The sequence below is a fragment of the Neoroseomonas oryzicola genome (assembly GCF_012163135.1).
Classification (GTDB): Bacteria; Pseudomonadota; Alphaproteobacteria; order Acetobacterales; family Acetobacteraceae; genus Neoroseomonas; species Neoroseomonas oryzicola.
In genome coordinates this window covers 103905-120831 of the sequence record NZ_JAAVUP010000007.1, presented here as the reverse complement: position 1 = coordinate 120831, position 16927 = coordinate 103905, and the positions used below count along the sequence as shown (strand labels likewise).

General features: G+C 72.3%; 18 protein-coding genes. 8 read left to right on the top strand and 10 right to left on the bottom strand.

Annotated elements, in window-relative coordinates; all coding sequences use genetic code 11:
• The first annotated feature begins 87 nt into the window (after positions 1–87).
• Complete coding sequence (gene hpf / locus GWK15_RS19335) at positions 88–666, top strand: ribosome hibernation-promoting factor, HPF/YfiA family (RefSeq protein ID WP_168043015.1); 579 nt, start codon at positions 88–90, stop codon at positions 664–666.
• A complete protein-coding gene (locus GWK15_RS19330; RefSeq protein WP_168043014.1) occupies positions 635–2653 on the top strand; it encodes a hypothetical protein in 2019 nt (672 codons plus the stop codon). The genes hpf and GWK15_RS19330 overlap by 32 nt, the downstream gene beginning before the upstream one ends.
• 12 nt (positions 2654–2665) lie before the next feature.
• Here GWK15_RS19330 and GWK15_RS19325 read toward each other — a convergent pair whose 3' ends face one another.
• Positions 2666–2929, bottom strand: coding sequence for a DUF1150 domain-containing protein (locus tag GWK15_RS19325; protein ID WP_245211754.1), 264 nt, complete (start codon positions 2927–2929; stop codon positions 2666–2668).
• Between the two features lie 79 nt (positions 2930–3008).
• Positions 3009–3407 carry an Hsp20 family protein gene (locus tag GWK15_RS19320; protein WP_168043056.1) on the bottom strand — a complete coding sequence of 133 codons (399 nt, stop codon included), beginning with the start codon at positions 3405–3407 and terminating at the stop codon, positions 3009–3011.
• Positions 3408–3598: 191 nt separating this feature from the next.
• Here GWK15_RS19320 and def point away from each other — a divergent pair, with 191 nt between their 5' ends.
• The 3 genes from def (at position 3599) to truA (ending at position 5872) form a co-directional block, all read left to right on the top strand.
• Complete coding sequence (gene def / locus GWK15_RS19315) at positions 3599–4126, top strand: peptide deformylase (protein WP_168043013.1); 528 nt, start codon at positions 3599–3601, stop codon at positions 4124–4126.
• A gap of 79 nt (positions 4127–4205) precedes the next feature.
• A complete protein-coding gene (fmt, locus tag GWK15_RS19310; RefSeq protein ID WP_168043012.1) occupies positions 4206–5111 on the top strand; it encodes a methionyl-tRNA formyltransferase in 906 nt (301 codons plus the stop codon).
• Complete coding sequence (gene truA, locus GWK15_RS19305; protein ID WP_168043011.1) at positions 5111–5872, top strand: tRNA pseudouridine(38-40) synthase TruA; 762 nt, start codon at positions 5111–5113, stop codon at positions 5870–5872. The genes fmt and truA overlap by 1 nt, the downstream gene beginning before the upstream one ends.
• Here the strand turns inward: truA and GWK15_RS19300 are convergent, their stop codons facing one another.
• Genes GWK15_RS19300 through dapD form a run of 3 tightly spaced genes read right to left on the bottom strand, consistent with a single transcriptional unit; the run spans position 5873 to position 8438 of the window.
• Positions 5873–6424, bottom strand: a complete 552-nt coding sequence (locus GWK15_RS19300) for a hypothetical protein (RefSeq protein ID WP_168043010.1) — start codon at positions 6422–6424, stop codon at positions 5873–5875.
• Between the two features lie 29 nt (positions 6425–6453).
• Entirely contained in the window at positions 6454–7593 is a 1140-nt protein-coding gene (gene dapE, locus GWK15_RS19295) for a succinyl-diaminopimelate desuccinylase (RefSeq protein ID WP_338147289.1), read from the bottom strand.
• 8 nt (positions 7594–7601) lie between these two features.
• Entirely contained in the window at positions 7602–8438 is an 837-nt protein-coding gene (gene dapD / locus GWK15_RS19290) for a 2,3,4,5-tetrahydropyridine-2,6-dicarboxylate N-succinyltransferase (protein WP_168043009.1), read from the bottom strand.
• A gap of 78 nt (positions 8439–8516) precedes the next feature.
• Here dapD and GWK15_RS19285 point away from each other — a divergent pair, with 78 nt between their 5' ends.
• Positions 8517–9917 carry a GGDEF domain-containing protein gene (locus tag GWK15_RS19285; RefSeq protein WP_168043008.1) on the top strand — a complete coding sequence of 467 codons (1401 nt, stop codon included), beginning with the start codon at positions 8517–8519 and terminating at the stop codon, positions 9915–9917.
• Positions 9914–11122: a DUF2336 domain-containing protein gene (locus GWK15_RS19280; RefSeq protein ID WP_168043007.1), complete on the top strand. Its 1209-nt coding sequence runs from the start codon at positions 9914–9916 to the stop codon at positions 11120–11122. The genes GWK15_RS19285 and GWK15_RS19280 overlap by 4 nt, the downstream gene beginning before the upstream one ends.
• A 6-nt stretch (positions 11123–11128) precedes the next feature.
• Here the strand turns inward: GWK15_RS19280 and argB are convergent, their stop codons facing one another.
• A complete protein-coding gene (gene argB, locus GWK15_RS19275; RefSeq protein ID WP_168043006.1) occupies positions 11129–12019 on the bottom strand; it encodes an acetylglutamate kinase in 891 nt (296 codons plus the stop codon).
• A gap of 226 nt (positions 12020–12245) precedes the next feature.
• Between argB and GWK15_RS19270 the strand changes: the two genes are divergently transcribed.
• Positions 12246–13550 (top strand): LLM class flavin-dependent oxidoreductase, encoded by a 1305-nt coding sequence (locus GWK15_RS19270; protein ID WP_211844100.1) that lies wholly within the window; start codon positions 12246–12248, stop codon positions 13548–13550.
• Between the two features lie 239 nt (positions 13551–13789).
• On the opposite strand, the gene yihA is transcribed toward GWK15_RS19270, so the two are convergent.
• The 4 genes from yihA to rnpA are packed head-to-tail and all read right to left on the bottom strand — an operon-like array spanning position 13790 to position 16906.
• Positions 13790–14446 carry a ribosome biogenesis GTP-binding protein YihA/YsxC gene (gene yihA, locus GWK15_RS19265; protein WP_168043005.1) on the bottom strand — a complete coding sequence of 219 codons (657 nt, stop codon included), beginning with the start codon at positions 14444–14446 and terminating at the stop codon, positions 13790–13792.
• 53 nt (positions 14447–14499) lie between these two features.
• A complete protein-coding gene (gene yidC, locus GWK15_RS19260; RefSeq protein WP_168043004.1) occupies positions 14500–16284 on the bottom strand; it encodes a membrane protein insertase YidC in 1785 nt (594 codons plus the stop codon).
• Positions 16285–16295: 11 nt separating this feature from the next.
• Positions 16296–16535 (bottom strand): membrane protein insertion efficiency factor YidD, encoded by a 240-nt coding sequence (gene yidD / locus GWK15_RS19255; protein WP_168043003.1) that lies wholly within the window; start codon positions 16533–16535, stop codon positions 16296–16298.
• Positions 16532–16906 carry a ribonuclease P protein component gene (gene rnpA / locus GWK15_RS19250; protein WP_168043002.1) on the bottom strand — a complete coding sequence of 125 codons (375 nt, stop codon included), beginning with the start codon at positions 16904–16906 and terminating at the stop codon, positions 16532–16534. The genes yidD and rnpA overlap by 4 nt, the downstream gene beginning before the upstream one ends.
• Positions 16907–16927 lie beyond the last annotated feature (21 nt).

Genomic DNA, 16927 nt, shown 5'->3' with positions numbered 1-16927 from the left:
GGCGGGCCCGCGCGGAGGATGCGGACCCGGCGTACGGTCGCCACGGGGCGGCCCCTCCCCTTCACTGAGGAAGGAGGGCAAAGCCCCATGCATGTCACCGTTGCAGGCAAGCAGGTCGAAACCGGAGACGCGCTGAAGACGCATGTGCGCGACGGGCTCGACGCCATCACGCGCAAGTACTTCGACCATGCGCTGGAAGCCAACGTCACCTTCCACCGTTCGCGCGCGCATTTCGCCTGCGACATCAATCTCAAGGCCGGCCGTGGGCTCACCATGCGGGCCGAGGGCGAAGGCCCTGACGCGCATCGCGCCTTCGAGGAAGCGGCCGAGCACCTGGCCAAGCGCCTGCGCCGCTATCGCCGGCGGGTGAACGAGCATGCCCGTTCCGCCGCCCCGGAGCGTGACCAGCCGGCCGGGCTGGAGCGCGTCATCGAGATCGCCGCCGAGGAGGAAGAGGCCCCGCCGCCCAACGGCGCCGACCATGGCGCCATCATCGCCGAGCATCCGGCCGCGATCGACCTGCTGACGGTCGGCGAGGCGGTGATGCGCATGGACCTCGCGCATGTGCCGGTGCTGATGTTCCGCAACAAGTCGACGCGCGCGCTGAACGTCGTCTACCGGCGCGGCGACGGCAATGTGGGGTGGATCGATCCGACCGCCGAGTAAGGCCTGGCGGCGCTTCATCGCCTGGGTCCGGGGCGGCACGCCCGTCCCGGCCCCTTCCGCGCCGACCGCCGATGATGTCCCGCCGCTGCTCGCACTGCTGCGCGGGGCGGACGAAGCCCCGGATTGGCGGCGCGACCGCCCCGATCCGGAGTCGGAGACGTTCGCCGCGCGGATTGCCGCGGAGGCCACCGCCTGGTCGCGCGCCGATGTCCTGGAAGCCGAGGTCCTGCTCGCGCGCCGGCGCCGGGATGCCGCCGCGGCGATCGAGGCGCTGTGCGCCCTGGCGCGGGAGGCTTCCCCGCGCCGGCGCTGGGCGCTCGGCGAGGTCGCGGCCTTCGCCGATCGCTGGGGGCATGTGGAAGGGCGCCTGGACGCGGCCGGCACGGGCGCCTTGCGGACGCGGGCGGAGGCCGCGCTCGGCGCCCTGGCCGAGGCGCTGCCACGCGAACGCGCCCCGCGCATCGCGCTCGCGCGCGTCATCGAGGCCGCGCGCGGCCAGGCCGCTGCGGCGAAGACCCTGGCCGCCGCGGCGGCGGCCGGCGCGCCGGTGCTGGATCGCTGGCTGCGCCTGCTCGCCGCCGCGCTCGACCACGGGCCCGACGAGGCGCCCTTCCGCCGCGCCTTCGCCGTGCCCGATGCCATGGCAGCCAGCGGCGGCCACCATTGGGCCGCCTTCCGGCTGCACCGCGCCGTCGCCTGTGCCATGGCCGCGCCCACCCTGCCCTTCGCCGCTTCGCTGCCGGACAGCGAACGCGACATTGCCGCCCGCATGGACGATGCGCTGGCCCTCGCGCCGTCGCTGCCGCCGCAGGACGAGGTCCGGCTGCTGAAGGCGCTCGCCGCCGGACGCCTGTTCCGCCATTGCCCGCTGCCCGAGGCCGAGGCGGCACGCCAGGCGCTGGCAGTGGCAATGCGCGCGGCCTGCGTGCGGCCCGGCCAGGCGCTGGAACATCGCCGCGCGCTGCTGGTCGGCCTCAGCGCCTTCCTGCCCGAGGGCGCACGCTTCTGGGAGGACGCAGCCTATCGCGCCGAGACCTCGCGCGAGATGATCGCGGGGGCGGAGTGTCTCGATGAACCGCACCGGTCCTGGCAACGCGGGAAATTCGCCTTCGCGATCGGGGAACAGGACCTCGCCACCGAGGCTTTCGCGGCTTCGGCCGGGCTGGCGCCGTCGGGGCCGGGCGCGCCGACCTTCCTCGACATGCGTCGCATCCCCGCGATCCTCGCCGCGCGCGGCGATGCGCCGCTGCTCGGCAGCGAGGGTGGCGGCTTCGAGATGCTGGCCGGCCGGCACGACGCGTCGCGGCCGGTCGCGATCGTCGTGGCCAACGACCTCTATCTGCGCCGCCACGCGGCCGGCTTCGCACGCCGCCTGGCCGAGGTCGCACCCGGTTCGCCGCTGCATGTCCACTTGGTGGGCGATCCCGCCGCCTGCCGGCCGGACATCGCAGAGGTCACCACGGCCGCGCGCGGCCTCACGGTCAGCCTGTCGAGCGAGCCGATCACCATCGACGCGCCCTTCTACTTCGCGAGTGCGCGCTTCCTGCGCCTGCCCGAATGGCTCGATCGCTTCGGCGGCCCGGTCGTCGTCACCGACATCGACGGCCGCTGGCACCAGGATCCGGCGCGCTTCCTGGCGCGACGCATGGGCGATGCCGATGTCGGGCTCGCCCTGAGCGCGCGGGTGCGCCTCGGCCGCAAGGCCGGGCTCGGCTATCCGGTGAACGTCTATCCGCTGCCGCTGCCCTGGATGAGCGTGGCCGCCTGGTGCTGCGCCCTGGCGCCGACCGACGGCGCGCGCCGCTTCGCCCGCATGCTCGCGCAGGTGATGGATGCGCGGTTGCGCGAGGCTGCGTCGCTGCCCGGTCGCGGAGCCTGGTTCGTGGACCAGAACGTGCTGTCCGCCGCGCACGCCTTCGCCGTGGCGAAGGATCCTGCGGTCAGCTTCGCCGATCTCGGCCTGCCGCCGGAAATGGGGCAGGCCTGACCGGTCGCGGCATCAGTGGACGGAGGCCGCGCCCATCCCGTGCTGCAGGATCGCCGCGTTCGCGAGCGCCAGCGTCGGCGCCGCGCCGATCGGCGTGCCGTCGGCCGCGTGGATCGACACGGCCCGCTGGCCGTTCACCACGACCGGACGGGCGTAGGCGATGCTCGTGACCCCGTAGCGCGCCCAGGCGAGAGGGGAGAGGGACCGCAGCGCCTCGGGCGGCAGCGCATCCTCGTCGCGCTCGATCTCGTCACGGTCGATGTCGTTGTCGGTCATGTCATGGTCTCCTTCCGGCACGTCCCGAAGGCCCGTGCGGATAATCCGGCCCCGATGGGCCCGGTTGCACTGAAGGGGTTCACTCCCGCTCGCCGGGCCCCGCCACAAGCTGCGTCGGGCCGACATTGCCCTTCGCCCCGATGCGGATCGTCTTGACCCGGCTTTCCGGCTGCGGGCGCTTCAGCTCGAGGTGCAGCAGCCCGTTGTCCAGCCATGCGCCCTCCACCTCCATCCCTTCGGCGAGGACGAAGGCGCGCTGGAACTGCCGCGCGGCGATGCCGCGATGGAGGAAGATCCGGCCCTCGGAATCGTCCTTCTGCCGGCCGCGGATGACGAGCTGGTTGTCCTCCTGCGTGATCTGCAGGTCGTCCATCGCGAAGCCCGCGACGGCGAGCGTGATCCGCAGGCGGTTCTCGCTGATCTGCTCGATGTTGTAGGGCGGGTAGCCATCGGCATTCTTGCCGACCCGGTCGAGCATCTGCTCGAGGTGGTCGAAGCCGAGGAACAGGGGCGAGCCGAAGAGCGACTGACGGGACAAGACCAGGGCCTCCTCATCCGAGAGCGAAGCGATGGACCGGGCCCGAAGCACCCGGTCCGCCCGAAGATTTTGGCCGCCCGGCCCGCGGTTGCAAGGGGGTCCCGCGGGGTCTACACGCGCTCCCCGACGCCATGACCGAGCCCGAAACCCTCCCGATCCTCTTCGTTCCGGACCCCCGCCTGCGTGCGAAGGCGAAGCCCGTCGGCACGGCCGATGCGGACCGGGTCCGCGCGCTCGCCCCGCGGATGCTCGCGACCATGTATGCCGCGCCCGGCATCGGCTTGGCCGCGCCGCAGATCGGGGAGCTTCTTCGCCTGGTGGTGATCGACCTCCAGAAGGAGGAGAGCCGCCAGCCCCTGGTGCTGGTGAACCCCGAGATCGTCGCCGAGAGCAGCGAGACCGCGACGCGCGAGGAAGGCTGCCTCTCCCTCCCCGGCCAATATGCCGACGTGACGCGGCCCGCCCGGGTGAAGGTGCGCTACTTCGACCTCGAGGGCGCGAAGAAGGAGGTCGAGGGCGAAGGGCTGCTCTCGGCCTGCCTGCAGCACGAGATCGACCACCTCGATGGGGTGCTCTTCGTCGATTACCTGAGCGCGCTGAAGCGGAACATGCTGCTGAGGAAGCTCGCGAAGGAGCTGAAGGCGAAGGCGCGGGATTGAGCGGGGAGGGCGCCGCCCTCCCCGGACCCCACCCGCCAAAGGCCCAGAGGCCTTTGGAAACCAATACCGGAGTGCCGCCATGCGCATCGCCTTCATGGGCAGCCCGGATTTTGCGGTGCCGGCGCTGCGCGCGCTGCACGACGCGGGGCACGATATCGCCGCGGTCTATTGCCAGCCGCCGCGGCCCGCCGGTCGGGGGCAGAAGGAGACGCCCTGCCCGGTGCACCGCGCGGCGCTGGACCTCGGCCTGCCGGTCCGCACGCCGACGCGGCTGAAGCGCGACGTCGCGGAACACGAAGCCTTCGAGGCACTCGACCTCGATGCGGCGGTGGTCGCGGCCTATGGGTTGATCCTGCCCAAGGCGATGCTGGATGCGCCGCGGCGGGGCTGCCTCAACATCCATGCCTCCCTGCTGCCGCGCTGGCGCGGGGCGGCGCCGATCCATGCCGCGATCCTCGCGGGCGACGCCGAAAGCGGCATCACCATCATGCGCATGGAGGAAGGCCTCGACACCGGCCCCATGCTGCTGAAGGAAGCCGTGCCGATCGGCCCCGACAACACCGTCCAGGCCCTGCACGACAGGCTGGCGGAGATCGGCGCCCGGCTGATCCTGCGCGCGCTCGCCGATGACCCGGCGCCGGTCCCGCAGCCCGAGGACGGCGTCACCTACGCCCCGAAGCTGACCAAGGAGAACGGCCGGCTCGACTGGTCCCAGGATGCCGCGGCGCTGGAACGCCGCGTCCGCGCCCTGAACCCCTGGCCGGGCACCTTCTTCACCCTGGGCGGCGAGCAGATCCGCGTGCTCGCCGCGCGGGTGGAAGCCGGCGGCGGCGCGCCGGGCACGGCACTGGACGATGCGGCGCTGGTCGCCTGCGGCTCGGGCGCGCTGCGCCTGACCCGCCTGCAGCGCCCCGGGCGCGCGGCCATGGAGGCGGATGCCTTCCTGCGCGGCTTCGCGCTGGCTCGTGGAACGGTGCTGGGCTGATGCCCTCCTACGCGCTCCTCATCGAATATGACGGCGCCCCCTTCGTCGGTTGGCAGCGGCAGGACACCGGCCTGTCCGTCCAGCAGGTGCTCGAGGAAGCCGCGGCGCGGCTCAATGGCGGGGAGGAACCCGTCCTGACGGCCGCCGGGCGCACCGATGCCGGCGTCCATGCCGAAGGCCAGGTCGCACAGGTCACGCTGACCGGCGACCTGCCGCCCGAGCGCGTGCGGGAGGCGCTGAACTTCCACACCCGCCCCCACCCCGTCGCGGTGCTCGGCGCCGCGGTGATGCCGGAGGACTGGTCCGCGCGCTTCTCCGCCACCGGCCGGGCCTATCGCTACCGCATCCTGAACCGCCGGGCGCGGCCGGCGCTCGACCTCGGGCGCGTGTGGCACGTGCAGAAGCGCCTCGACGCGGGCGCGATGCACGAGGCGGCGCAGGGGCTGCTGGGGAAGCACGATTTCTCCGCCTTCCGGGCCGCGGCGTGCCAGGCGAAGTCGGCGCTGCGCACCCTCGACCGGCTGGACGTCGCGCGGCTGGGCGAGGAGGTGGTGATCACCGCCGAGGCGCGATCCTTCCTGCACCACCAGGTCCGCAACATGGTCGGCACGCTGGCGGATGTCGGCCTCGGAAAGCGGCCCGTCTCCTGGCCGCGCACCATCCTGGACGGCCGCGACCGCACCCGCGCCGGGCAGACCGCACCGGCCGAGGGCCTGGTCCTGACCGGCGTGCGGTATGACGCGGCGATCGACTGGCGCTGATCAGCCCAGCGCGATGCGCGCCGTCAGCCCCGAGAGGAAGACCGAGAGCCCGAGGTCGACGGCCACGAAGGCCGCGGCGCGCAGCCCGCTGACCTGCAGCGCGGCGCGCGCGGCGAACCACTGCATCCAGACCGCGTAGCCGAGCCCGACCAGCCCCAGCGCATCCGAAACGGAGCCCGGCACGCCCAGCATCGCCGGCAGGGCCAGCGCGCCGAGGACGAGGTACTGGACGAAGTTCACCCAGTTCCAGGCCGCGATCAGCCGCGGCCACATCGCCCGGCGGCCCAACGCCTCGGTCAGCGGCAGGGAGGCGAGTGCGAAGCCGGCCCAGGAACAGACATAGGCGATGAGGTCCGCGACGAGGCCCCGCATCGGGTCCACCCCGGCGCCCCCCGGCGCCGGGAAGCCGGCGCGCAGCAGCAGGAAGATCGGCAGGCAGAACAGCGCGGCGAGGAAGGAGGCGCGGGCATCCTCCATCGTCGGCTCGAAGGCGCCGATGCCCGCCGCGCGGCCGCGCGCCAGCAGCAGCGCCCCGGCAATGCCCCGGGTCACGGGGCCCGCCGTCGGGGGCGCGGGGGCGCTCAGTCGAGCAGCTCCGCGAGGATCTCGCGATAGGTGTCGGCGAGGCGGCGGAGCTCCTCGACGGGCGCGTTCTCGTTCACCTGGTGCAGCGTCGCGCCGACGGCGCCGAATTCGGCGACCGGGCAGTAGCGGGCGATGAAGCGCGCATCCGAGGTGCCGCCGCCGGTATCGAGCGCCGGCGTCACGCCCGTGCTGCGCTCGATGGCGCGCGAGAGGGCGTCGACGAAGGGGCCGGGGCGAGTGAGGAAGCTCTCGCCGGAGCATTCCGCGACAAGGTCGTAGCTGCAGCCCGCGGCACGCAGCGCGGCGTGCAGCCGTTCGGTCAGCGCCGCGCTGGTGTGGTGGTCGTTGAAGCGGATGTTCAGCATCGCCTTGGCGACCGCCGGGATGACGTTCGTCGCGGTGTTGCCGACATCGAAGCCGGTGACCTGCAAGGTGGTCGGCGGGAAGAACTCCGACCCGTTGTCGAGCGGTGCGGCGAGCAGCGGCCCGAGCGCCGCGACCAGCCGATGGATCGGGTTGTCGGCCTTGGCCGGATAGGCGCTGTGGCCCTGGATGCCGGTCACGGTGGCGAAGGCGTTGAGGCTGCCGCGCCGGCCGATCTTGATGGTGTCGCCGAGCGTGCCGCGGCTGGTCGGCTCCCCCACCAGCGCCATGTCGGGGATGTGGCCATTGGCGGCCATCCATTCGAGGACGCGCGCGGTGCCGTCGACCGAGCGCGCCTCCTCGTCGCCCGTGATGAGCAGCGAGATCGACCCGCGATGGTCCGGCTTGGCCGCGAGGTAGTCGGCCAGCCCCGCGACGAAGGCGGCGATGCCGCCCTTCATGTCGCAGGCGCCGCGGCCATAGAGCACGCCGTCCCGCACCACGCCGGCGAAGGGATCGTCGGTCCAGGCGGCAAGGTTGCCCGGGGGGACCACGTCGGTATGGCCGCAATAGCAGACATGGGGCCCCTCCCCGCCCCGGCGGGCAAAGAGGTTGTCGACCCGGTAGTCCTCCGGCCCGAAGACCAGGCGCGTGCAATCGAAGCCGAGCGGTTCGAGCAGCCGCTGCACCACGTCCAGCGCGCCTTCGTCGGCGGGCGTGACGGAGGGGCAGCGGATCAGCGCCTGGGCGATCGGGACCGGATCGGTGCTCACGGCGCGGATCAGTCGCGCAGCAGCTCGTTGATCGCGGTCTTGGCGCGGGTCTGGGCGTCGACGCGCTTCACGATCACTGCGCAGTAGAGCGAGGGACCCGGCGAGCCGTCCGGCAGCGGCTTGCCCGGCAGCGAGCCCGGCACCACCACCGAATAGGACGGGACGCGGCCCATGAAGACCTCGCCCGTCGCGCGGTCGATGATCTTGGTCGAGGCGCCGATGAAGACGCCCATGGACAGCACCGCGCCCTTCTCGACGATCACGCCCTCGGCGACCTCGGACCGGGCGCCGATGAAGCAGTCGTCCTCGATCACCACGGGGTTGGCCTGCAGGGGTTCGAGCACGCCGCCGATGCCGACGCCGCCCGAGATGTGCACGTTCTTGCCGATCTGCGCGCAGGACCCGACGGTGGCCCAGGTGTCGACCATGGTGCCCTCGTCGACATAGGCGCCGAGGTTCACGAAGGAGGGCATCAGCACGACGTTGCGCGCGATGTAGGCGGAACGGCGAACCACGGCGCCCGGCACGGCGCGGAAGCCGGCCTCGCGGAAGCGGTTCTCGCCCCAGCCGGCGAACTTCAGCGGCACCTTGTCGTAGGCGCCGGCGGCGGTGTCCATCGGCGCGGAATCGGTCAGGCGGAAGGACAGCAGCACGGACTGCTTGAGCCACTGGTTGACGTGCCAGCCGCCCTTGCCGTCGGGCTGGGCGACGCGCGCCTTGCCGGAATCCAGCATCTCGAGCGCGTCCTCGATCGCCGCGCGGTCGGAACCGCCGGTGCCGGGGTTCACGCGGTCGCGCGACTGCCAGAGCGATTCGATGCGGGCCTGAAGGGCGGTGGCGTCCATGGGCGTCCTCGGGCGTTCCTGGGGTGGCCGCGCTCCTTGCGGCCCCGGCGTGCCGCTGTCAACGCGGCTTTGCGCCGCATGCTAACGCGCGATTCACCGCTGTGGCGCTTCCATCGCGGCATGGACACGGCGATCCGCCCTGGGGACCGGACGGTGACGGTACCGCCCGCCGCGGCGGCGGCCGGGGCGCTGCATGGCGCGCTGCTCGAATCCCGCCAGCGGTGGCAGGACCTCGCCGCCCTGGCCGCCGACCTGGTGTTCGAGACGGACAACGAAGGCCGATTCACCTTCCTCTGGCCCGACACGGTGCTGGGCCACCGCGCCGCGACGCTGCTGGGGCGGCGGGCGGACAGCCTGCTGCTCGGCGCCGGGCCCAACCCCTTCGCGCTGCGCCAGGCGGTGCGGCACCACCGCGCCTGGGTCGCCGATGCAGCGCGGCAGCCGCGCTGCCTGTCGCTCTCGCTGGCGCCGCTGGGCGATGCGCGGGGCGGCTTCGCGGGGCTGCGCGGCGCCGCCCACGACGTGACCGATCAGGAGACGGCCGCCGCCACCGCCGCTGCCGGCCTGCGCCGCGCCGCGCTGCTCGACGCCCTGGCCGAGGCGATCCGCCACGCCGGCACCGCCGCCGAGGCCGTGGCGCGCGGCCTTGCCGGCCTGCGCGACGCGCTGGGCTGCGGCGGCACCGCGCTGATCGTGCCTGGGGAGCCCACGCCCGAGGTGGCCGCCGCCGTGGGCGAGGTGCCGCCCGGCCTGCTCGCCGAGGCCTGCCGCGCCTTCGGGCGGGAGGCCGACTGGACCGGCCTGCTCGGCTCCGGCCTGCCCGCCGCGCTGTTCCACCACCAGGGGCGGCACCCGGCACGCTCCGTGCTCGCTGCCTGGCGCACCGGCCACGGCCGGACCTGGGATGCCGAGGACCTGGCGGTGCTGCGCTCGATGGCCGCGACGCTCGGCGCGGTGCTGGGCTTCCAGCGGCTGCAGGAGGAGCTCGAGCGCCAGGCGACGACCGATCCGCTGACGGGCCTTGCGAACCGCCGCGCCTTCCTGGGCGCGCTGCAGGCCCGCATGGCGCGGGAGCCCGGCCGCGGCGGCGCCCTCGCCTTCCTCGACCTCGACAACCTCAAGCCGCTGAACGACGCCCATGGCCACGAGGCCGGGGATGCGGCGCTGCGCGTCACGGCGCGGCTGCTGAGGGAGGCGGCAAGGACCGGCGACATCGTCGCCCGGCTCGGCGGCGACGAGTTCGTGATCTGGCTGGAAGGCGCGGAGGGCACGGAAGTGGCGACCCGCGCCGAGGCGCTGCTGCGCGCGGCGGAGGCGCTCGACAGCCCCTGGGCGCCGCGCTTCAGCCTCGGCATCGCGGCCTGGGACCCGGAGAGGGAGGAAGGCATCTCCCGCCTGCTCGCCCGCGCCGACGCCGCGCTCTATGCCGCCAAGCGGGACGGGCGCGGCGGCTGGCGCCTGGCGGAGCCCAGGGCATGACGGGCCGTGGCGAGGTCGCCCGGATCCTGGGCGAGGGACCGGCGGCAGCCCGGCGGAGCCTCGCCGCCGACGCCGCGGCGCCGCCCGAGGCGCTGTATTACCTGATGGGCGACGCCGATGCGGGCGTGCGCGCCGCGGTCGCCGCCAATCCGGCGACGCCGGCGCAGAGCTTCGCCGTGCTCGCGACCGATGCGGAGGCGACGGTGCGCGGCGCGCTCGCGAGGCGGCTCGCCGCCATCGCGCCCGGCCTGGCCGCGCCGCAGACCGACCGGCTGGCCCACATGGCCTGGACGGCGCTCGCGCGCCTCGCCGCCGATGCGGTCGAGGAGATCGCCGCGACCATCGCCGAGGCCGTGAAGGATATCCCGGCCGCACCGCGCGACCTGGTGCTCGCCCTCGCCCACGACCCGCGCGCGGCGGTCGCCGCCCCCGTGCTGCGCCTTTCGCCCCTGCTGACGGAGGAGGATCTGCTCGGCCTCGTCGCCGCACCGCCCGTCGCAGCCACGCTGACCGCCATCGCCCGCCGGCCGGCGATCAGCGAGGCGGTCGCCGAGGCACTGGTGCACACGGGGGACGAGATCGCGATCGGCGCGCTGCTCGGCAACGGCACCGCGGCGATCCGGGAGAGCACGATCGACGCGCTGGTGGTCCAGGCGGCCGAGCGCACCGCCTGGCAGGAACCGCTGGTCCGCCGCCCCGCCCTGCCGCCGCGCGCCGCCATGGCGCTGGCCGGCTTCGTCGCGGAGGAACTGCTCGCGACGCTCGCCGCCCGCACCGACCTGCCGCGCGAGTTGCAGGCGCATCTGCGCGCCTGCGTCGCCCGGCGCCTGGCGGGCGAGGCGCGGCCCGGCGAGACCGCGGCCGACGCCGCTGCGCGGGCCGGGACGCTGCAGCGCGCCGGTGCGCTCGACGACCGGATCCTGCAGCGCGCGGCGGAACGCGGGGAGAGCGCCTTCATCGCGGCCGCGCTCGCCGAACGCGCGCGCCTGCCGCGCCACGCCATCGACCAGGCCGTGGCGACGCGCTGCGCGAAATCCATCGCCGGGATGTGCCGCCAGGGGCGCATCGACGCCGCGGCGGCCGAGGCGGTGACCGGGCTGCTCGCCCCCGGCATGCCGGGCGTCACCGCCGTCGCCCCGGCCCTGGTGGGGGACGGGGAATTGAAGTGGCGGATCGACGCCCTCGCCCGCGCCGCGGCGCGGTAGGACGCCTCAGGCGCGGATCAGCGTGCCCGCGCCGCCATCGGTGAAGAGCTCCCGCAGCACCGCATGCGGCACGCGGCCGTCGAGGATGACCGCACCCTTCACGCCGCGCTCGATGGCGTAGATGCAGGTCTCGACCTTCGGGATCATGCCGCCGGAGATCCAGCCCGCCTCGATGCCGGCCTTCACCTCGGCGACCGTCATCTCGGGGATCAGGCGCTTCTCGGGGTCGAGCACGCCGGGCACGTCGGTCAGCATCAGCAGCCGTTCGGCCGCGAGTGCGCCGGCGATGGCGCCGGCCGAGGTGTCGGCGTTGATGTTGTAGGTCTGCCCGTCCGCGCCCACGCCCACCGGCGCGACCACCGGGACGATGTCAGCCCCGATCAGCAGCTGCAGCACCTTGGGATCGACGTGTTCCGGCTCGCCCACGAAGCCGAGGTCGAGCACCTTCTCGATGTTGCTGTCGGGATCGCGGTAGGTGCGCTGCAGCTTCCGCGCGCGGATCAGCCCGCCATCCTTGCCCGAGATGCCGACCGCCATGACGCCGGCCCGCGTGATCGCCTCGGCCACCTGCTTGTTGACCGGACCGGCGAGGACCATCTCGACGACGTCGAGCATCTCGGCGTCCGTCACGCGCAGGCCCTGCACGAAGGTCGACTTCACGTTCAGGCGCTTGAGCATGGCGTTGATCTGCGGCCCGCCGCCATGGACCACGACCGGGTTCACGCCCACCTGCTCGAGCAGCGCGATGTCGCGGCCGAAGCGGAGCGCGGTTTCCTCCTCGCCCATCGCGTGGCCGCCGTACTTCACCACCACCGTCGCGTCGTCGTAGCGCTTCAGGAAAGGCAGCGCGCCGGCGAGGATCTGCATGGCGTCGGGCATGTCGGACGTTTCGGTCATACGCAGCTCGTGGTTCTGGCGGGGCCGGGGATGGCCGTGGGCCGAACCCCTTAGAGCAGATCGGGCCGGCTGGAAATCGCCCGGCCCCATGACGGTTCCGCGCCTTGCCGCCCGGTGACCCGGCCCGCATAGTCCCGGCCAAGCGCCAGAATAACCGCCACGGCCGCCACGCACCCGGAGGTCCCATGGCCCCTACCGCCGCCGCATCGCCACGAGGCATCCATCCGTGACCCAGCGCCGGATGCACCTGGTCGCCTACCTTAAGACCGGCCCCACCGCGAACCACCCCGGCGCCTGGCGCCACCCCGAAGCGCCGCTCGACGACATCCTGCGGCCGGAACGCTACGAGCATATCGCGCGTGTGCTGGAAGAAGCGTGCTTCGATGCCTGCTTCTATGCCGACACCTTCGGGCTGCCGGACATCCATGGCGGCAATTTCGATGCCTATCTGCGGCTCGGCGGGCAGACCTCGTATCTCGATCCGCTGGTGGTGCTGCCGGTCATGGCGCGGGTGACGAAGCATCTCGGCCTCGGCGCGACGCTCTCCACGACCTTCCTGCATCCCTACTGGATCGCGCGGACCCTCGCCTCGCTCGACCTGCTGACGGCCGGGCGGATGGCGTGGAACATCGTCACCTCGGCGACCAACCTCGAGGCGAAGAACTTCGGGATGGACGGCATCCCCGGCAAGAACGAACGCTACGATCGCGCCGATGAGGTGCTCGCGGCCTGCATCGCGCTGTGGGAGTCCTGGGACGAGGACGCCTTCGTGCTGGACAAGCAGGGCGGCGTCTTCATCGACCCGTCCAAGGTCCGCTACACGAATTTTGAAGGCAAATGGGTGAAGACGCGCGGGCCGCTCGCCATGCCGCGTTCCCCGCAGGTCCGCCCGGTGTTCATGCAGGCGGGATCGTCCGATCGCGGCCGCGACTTCGCCGCGCGCTGGGCCGAACTGATCTTCTGCACGCCCCACAGCAAGGCCGATACCCTGGCCTTCACCACAGATGTGAAGGCGCGCATGGCGAAGCACGGCCGCGCGCCCGAGGATTGCAAGATCCTGCCGAGCTTCATGACCGTGATCGGCGAGACCGAGAGCATTGCGCAGGAGAGGTACGAGTACCTGCAATCGCTCATCGATCCCGAGGCGCAGCAGATGCTGAATTCCTCCCTGATGGGTGCGGACCTGTCCAAGCACCAGGACGTGACCAGCTTCGCCGCGGCGATGGGCAACCAGGGCATCAGCGGATCGATCGACCGCGTGATGCAGGTGATGCTGCAGGAAAGACTGACCTTCACCGAGGCGACGCAGAAGCCGCGCGGGCTGCTGGTCGGCACGCCGCAGACGGTGGCGGACACGCTGGAGGACTACTTCACCTCCGGCGCCTGCGACGGCTTCATCATCACGCCGACCGTGCATCCCCGGATGTTCGAGGAATTCTGCCGGCTGGTGGTGCCGGAACTGCAGCGGCGAGGGCTGTTCCGGAAGGAGTACGCGGGGGCGACGCTGCGGGAGAACCTGGCGCGGCCGTGATGGCGTCAGACGGAGAGGGGCTTTGCCCCTCTCCGGACCTCACCCCACCAAAGGCCTAAGGGCCTTTGGAAACCTCGAACTTCATCGGGGATGTCGGGGAGCGGCATGGCGCGCGCGTCGCGAAGGATGCACCCGCGATGCCCCTCCCCGAAATCCCCGATCAAGTCCTGGTGTCCAGAGGCCTTTCGGCCTCTGGCGGGTGGGGGCTCGGGGAGAGCAGGGCCCTCCCCCGACCCGCGTCACGCCGCCAGCGACGCGATCTCGGCGCGCAGTTCCGGGATGCCTTGCCCGGTCTCGCTGCTCGTCACCAGCACCAGCGGATGCGCCGCGGTGTGCTTGCGCGCGAGGTCCTTCGCCTCCTCGAACCGTGCGGCGAGCTTCTGCGGCCCGACATCGTCGGCCTTGGTCAGCACGATCTGGAAGGCGACGGCGGCGACGTTCAGCAGGTCCATCGCGGCGCGGTCGGCGGCCTTTGTCTCGATCCGCGCGTCGAGCAGCAGGATGACGCGCATCAGGTTCGGCCGACCGCGCAGGTAGTCGAACATGACGCCCTGCCAGTCGCGCTGCATGTCCTTCGACGCCTTGGCGTAGCCATAGCCGGGCAGGTCGACGAGGACGAGGCGTTCGGCCAGGTTGAAGAAGTTGAGCTGCCGCGTGCGCCCCGGCGTCTGGGACACGCGCGCGAGCGCCTTCTGCCCTGTCAGCGCGTTGATCAGCGACGACTTGCCGACATTCGAGCGGCCGCAGAAGGCGACCTCGGGCAGGCCGGGCGGCGGCAACTGGTCCGACTTCTGCGCCGCGTAGAAGAAGGTGCAGGGGCGCGCGAAGAGCAGCCGCCCCGCTTCGATGAGGGCATCGCGCTCGGCGTCGTCACGTGCCTCGGCAAGTCCGGTCATGGTGGTCCTCTCGCCGGGCGCGGCGCGGGGGAGGATTCCTCCCCCGCCAGGTCCTACTTCGCCTTGCCGGTGGCCTTGGCGGCCTTCGCCGCGGCCCGGTCGTGGCGCATGATGTAGTATTGCTGCCCGATCGACAGCGTGTTGTTCCACGCCCAGTAGATGATCAGCCCCGACGGCATGCTCGCGAGCATGAAGGTGAAGATGATCGGCATCCACTGGAAGATCTTCGCCTGGATCGGATCCGGCGGCGGCGGGTTCAACTTCTGCTGCACGAACATGGTGATGCCCATGATCACGGCCCAGGCGGGCATGTGCAGGAAGTGGCTCCATTGCTCCGGCTGGAAGGGCAGCAGGCCGAACAGGTTGAACAGGTTCGTCGGATCCGGCGCCGAGAGGTCGTGGATCCAGCCGAAGAAGGGCTGGTGCCGCATCTCGATGGTGACGAACAGCGCCTTGTAGAGCGCGAAGAAGACCGGGATCTGGATGAGGATGGGCAGGCAGCCGGAGGCGGGGTTTACCTTCTCCGTCCGGTACAGCGCCATCATCTCGGACTGCGCCTTCTGCGGATCGTCCTTATAGCGCTCCTTGATCTCGGTCATCTTGGGCGCGAGCGCCTTCATCCGCGCCATCGAGTGGTAGGCCTTGTTGGCCAGCGGGAAGAAGGCCGCCTTGATCAGCACGGTGAAGATCAGGATGGCGACGCCGAAGTTCCCGGTCAGGCGGAAGATCCAGTCCAGCGCCAGGAAGAAGGGCTTCACCAGGAAGTAGAACCAGCCGAAGTCGATCGCCTTGTCGAAGTCGGTGATGTTCAGCCGGTTCATGTAGCTGTCGAGGAGATGGACCTCCTTCGCGCCGGCGAACAGGCGCGTGGCCATCTGGGTCGATGCGCCCGGCGCGAGGGAGACAGGCGCGGGCAGCGCCATGTCCACCTGCCAGCGGTCGCCCGCGGCGCCGCCGCCGTCGTTCGCATGGCGGTAGGCGGTGCGCAGCGTCTGGTCCGGAGCGGCCGGCATGATGGCGGCGAGCCAGTACTTGTCGGTGAAGCCGGCCCAGCCGCCGGTCGTCTCCTGCTCCATCGCGATGCCGCCACGACGCGCGCCTTCGGACTTCGCGTCGCTGTAGGTCACTTCCCGCAGGCGGCCGCCGAGCACGCCGGTGAAGCCTTCATGCAGGATGTAGAAGCCGGCAGTCTGCGGCGTGTGCTCGCGGCGCACGCGCGCCCAGGGCAGGAGGGAGACGGGCTCGCTGCCGTCGTTCCGCACGCGCTGTTCGGCCGTGACCATGTATTCGGCATCGAGGCTGAGGACGATCTCGAAGACCTGGCCCTGGCCGTTGTCCCAGGTCAGCGTCACCGGGCGGCCGGGGGCAAGCGGGCCGCCGGTCGCGGTCCAGTCGGTCTCGTTGTCCGGCACGCGCGTGCGGCCGTCGGCGGCGGTCCAGCCCCACTGGGCGAAATAGGGGTTCAAGGAATCGCGGCGGTCCAGCAGGCGCACCTGCGGGGAATTCGGCGCCAGCGTCTCGCGATAGGTGGTCAGCACCAGGTCGTCGATGCGCGCGCCGCGCAGGTTGATGCTGCCGGCGACGCGCGGGTTCTCGATGGCAACGCGTGCAGCGGGCGGGCGCGGGGTGGCGGGCGCGGCGGCCTGATCGCCCGGCGCGCCGGTGGCCGGCGCGGGTGTGCCGGCCGAAGGCGCGGGCACCGCTGGCGTGGTCGTCTGGGCCTGTTGCTGCTGCGGGCGCGGCGGCGTCGGCGGGGTGTTCGTGCGGTTCCACACGTCGAAGATCAGCAGGATGCCGATCGAGAGCGCGATCGCGGCGAACAGGCGCTTCTGGTCCATCGGGAGACGTCTCAGCCCTTCGGCGGTGTCGGTGGGGGCACCGGGTCGTAGCCGCCCGGGTGCCAGGGGTTGCAGCGCAGGATGCGCTTCGCGCTCATCAGGCTGCCGCGCGCCGCACCATGCGCGGACAGCGCTTCGAGCGCGTAGTCGCTGCAGGACGGATAGAAGCGGCAATTGGCGCCGATCACGCCGCGCAGCGTGTAGCGATAGGCGTGGACGCAGCCCTTCAGCATGACGGCGGGCGCGCTCATCGGACGACCCCGGCCTGCTTCAGCGCGCCGCGCAGGTCCTCGATGAGTTTCGCGAAGGGGCGCTGGCCGGTGCCGTCGCGCCCGATCAGCACGAGGTCCCAACCCGCCGCCTGGTCGGTCGGCAGGCTGAGCCGGACGGCTTCCTTCAGCCGGCGGCGGGCGCGGTTGCGCACCACGGCGTTGCCGACCTTCTTGGTCACGGTGAAGCCGACGCGCACCTGGCCCGGCTCCCCCGCCACGGCCTGCAGCACGAGGCCCGGGCGCGCGGCGCGCTTGCCGCGGGAGGCGGCGCGCAGGAACTCCCGGCGCTTCTTCAGCCGGCCGGCGGGCGCGCCCGGACGGGGCTCGGCCTGTTCGGCGTGGCCCGACATGCGACCCTCCGCGCGGCGGAA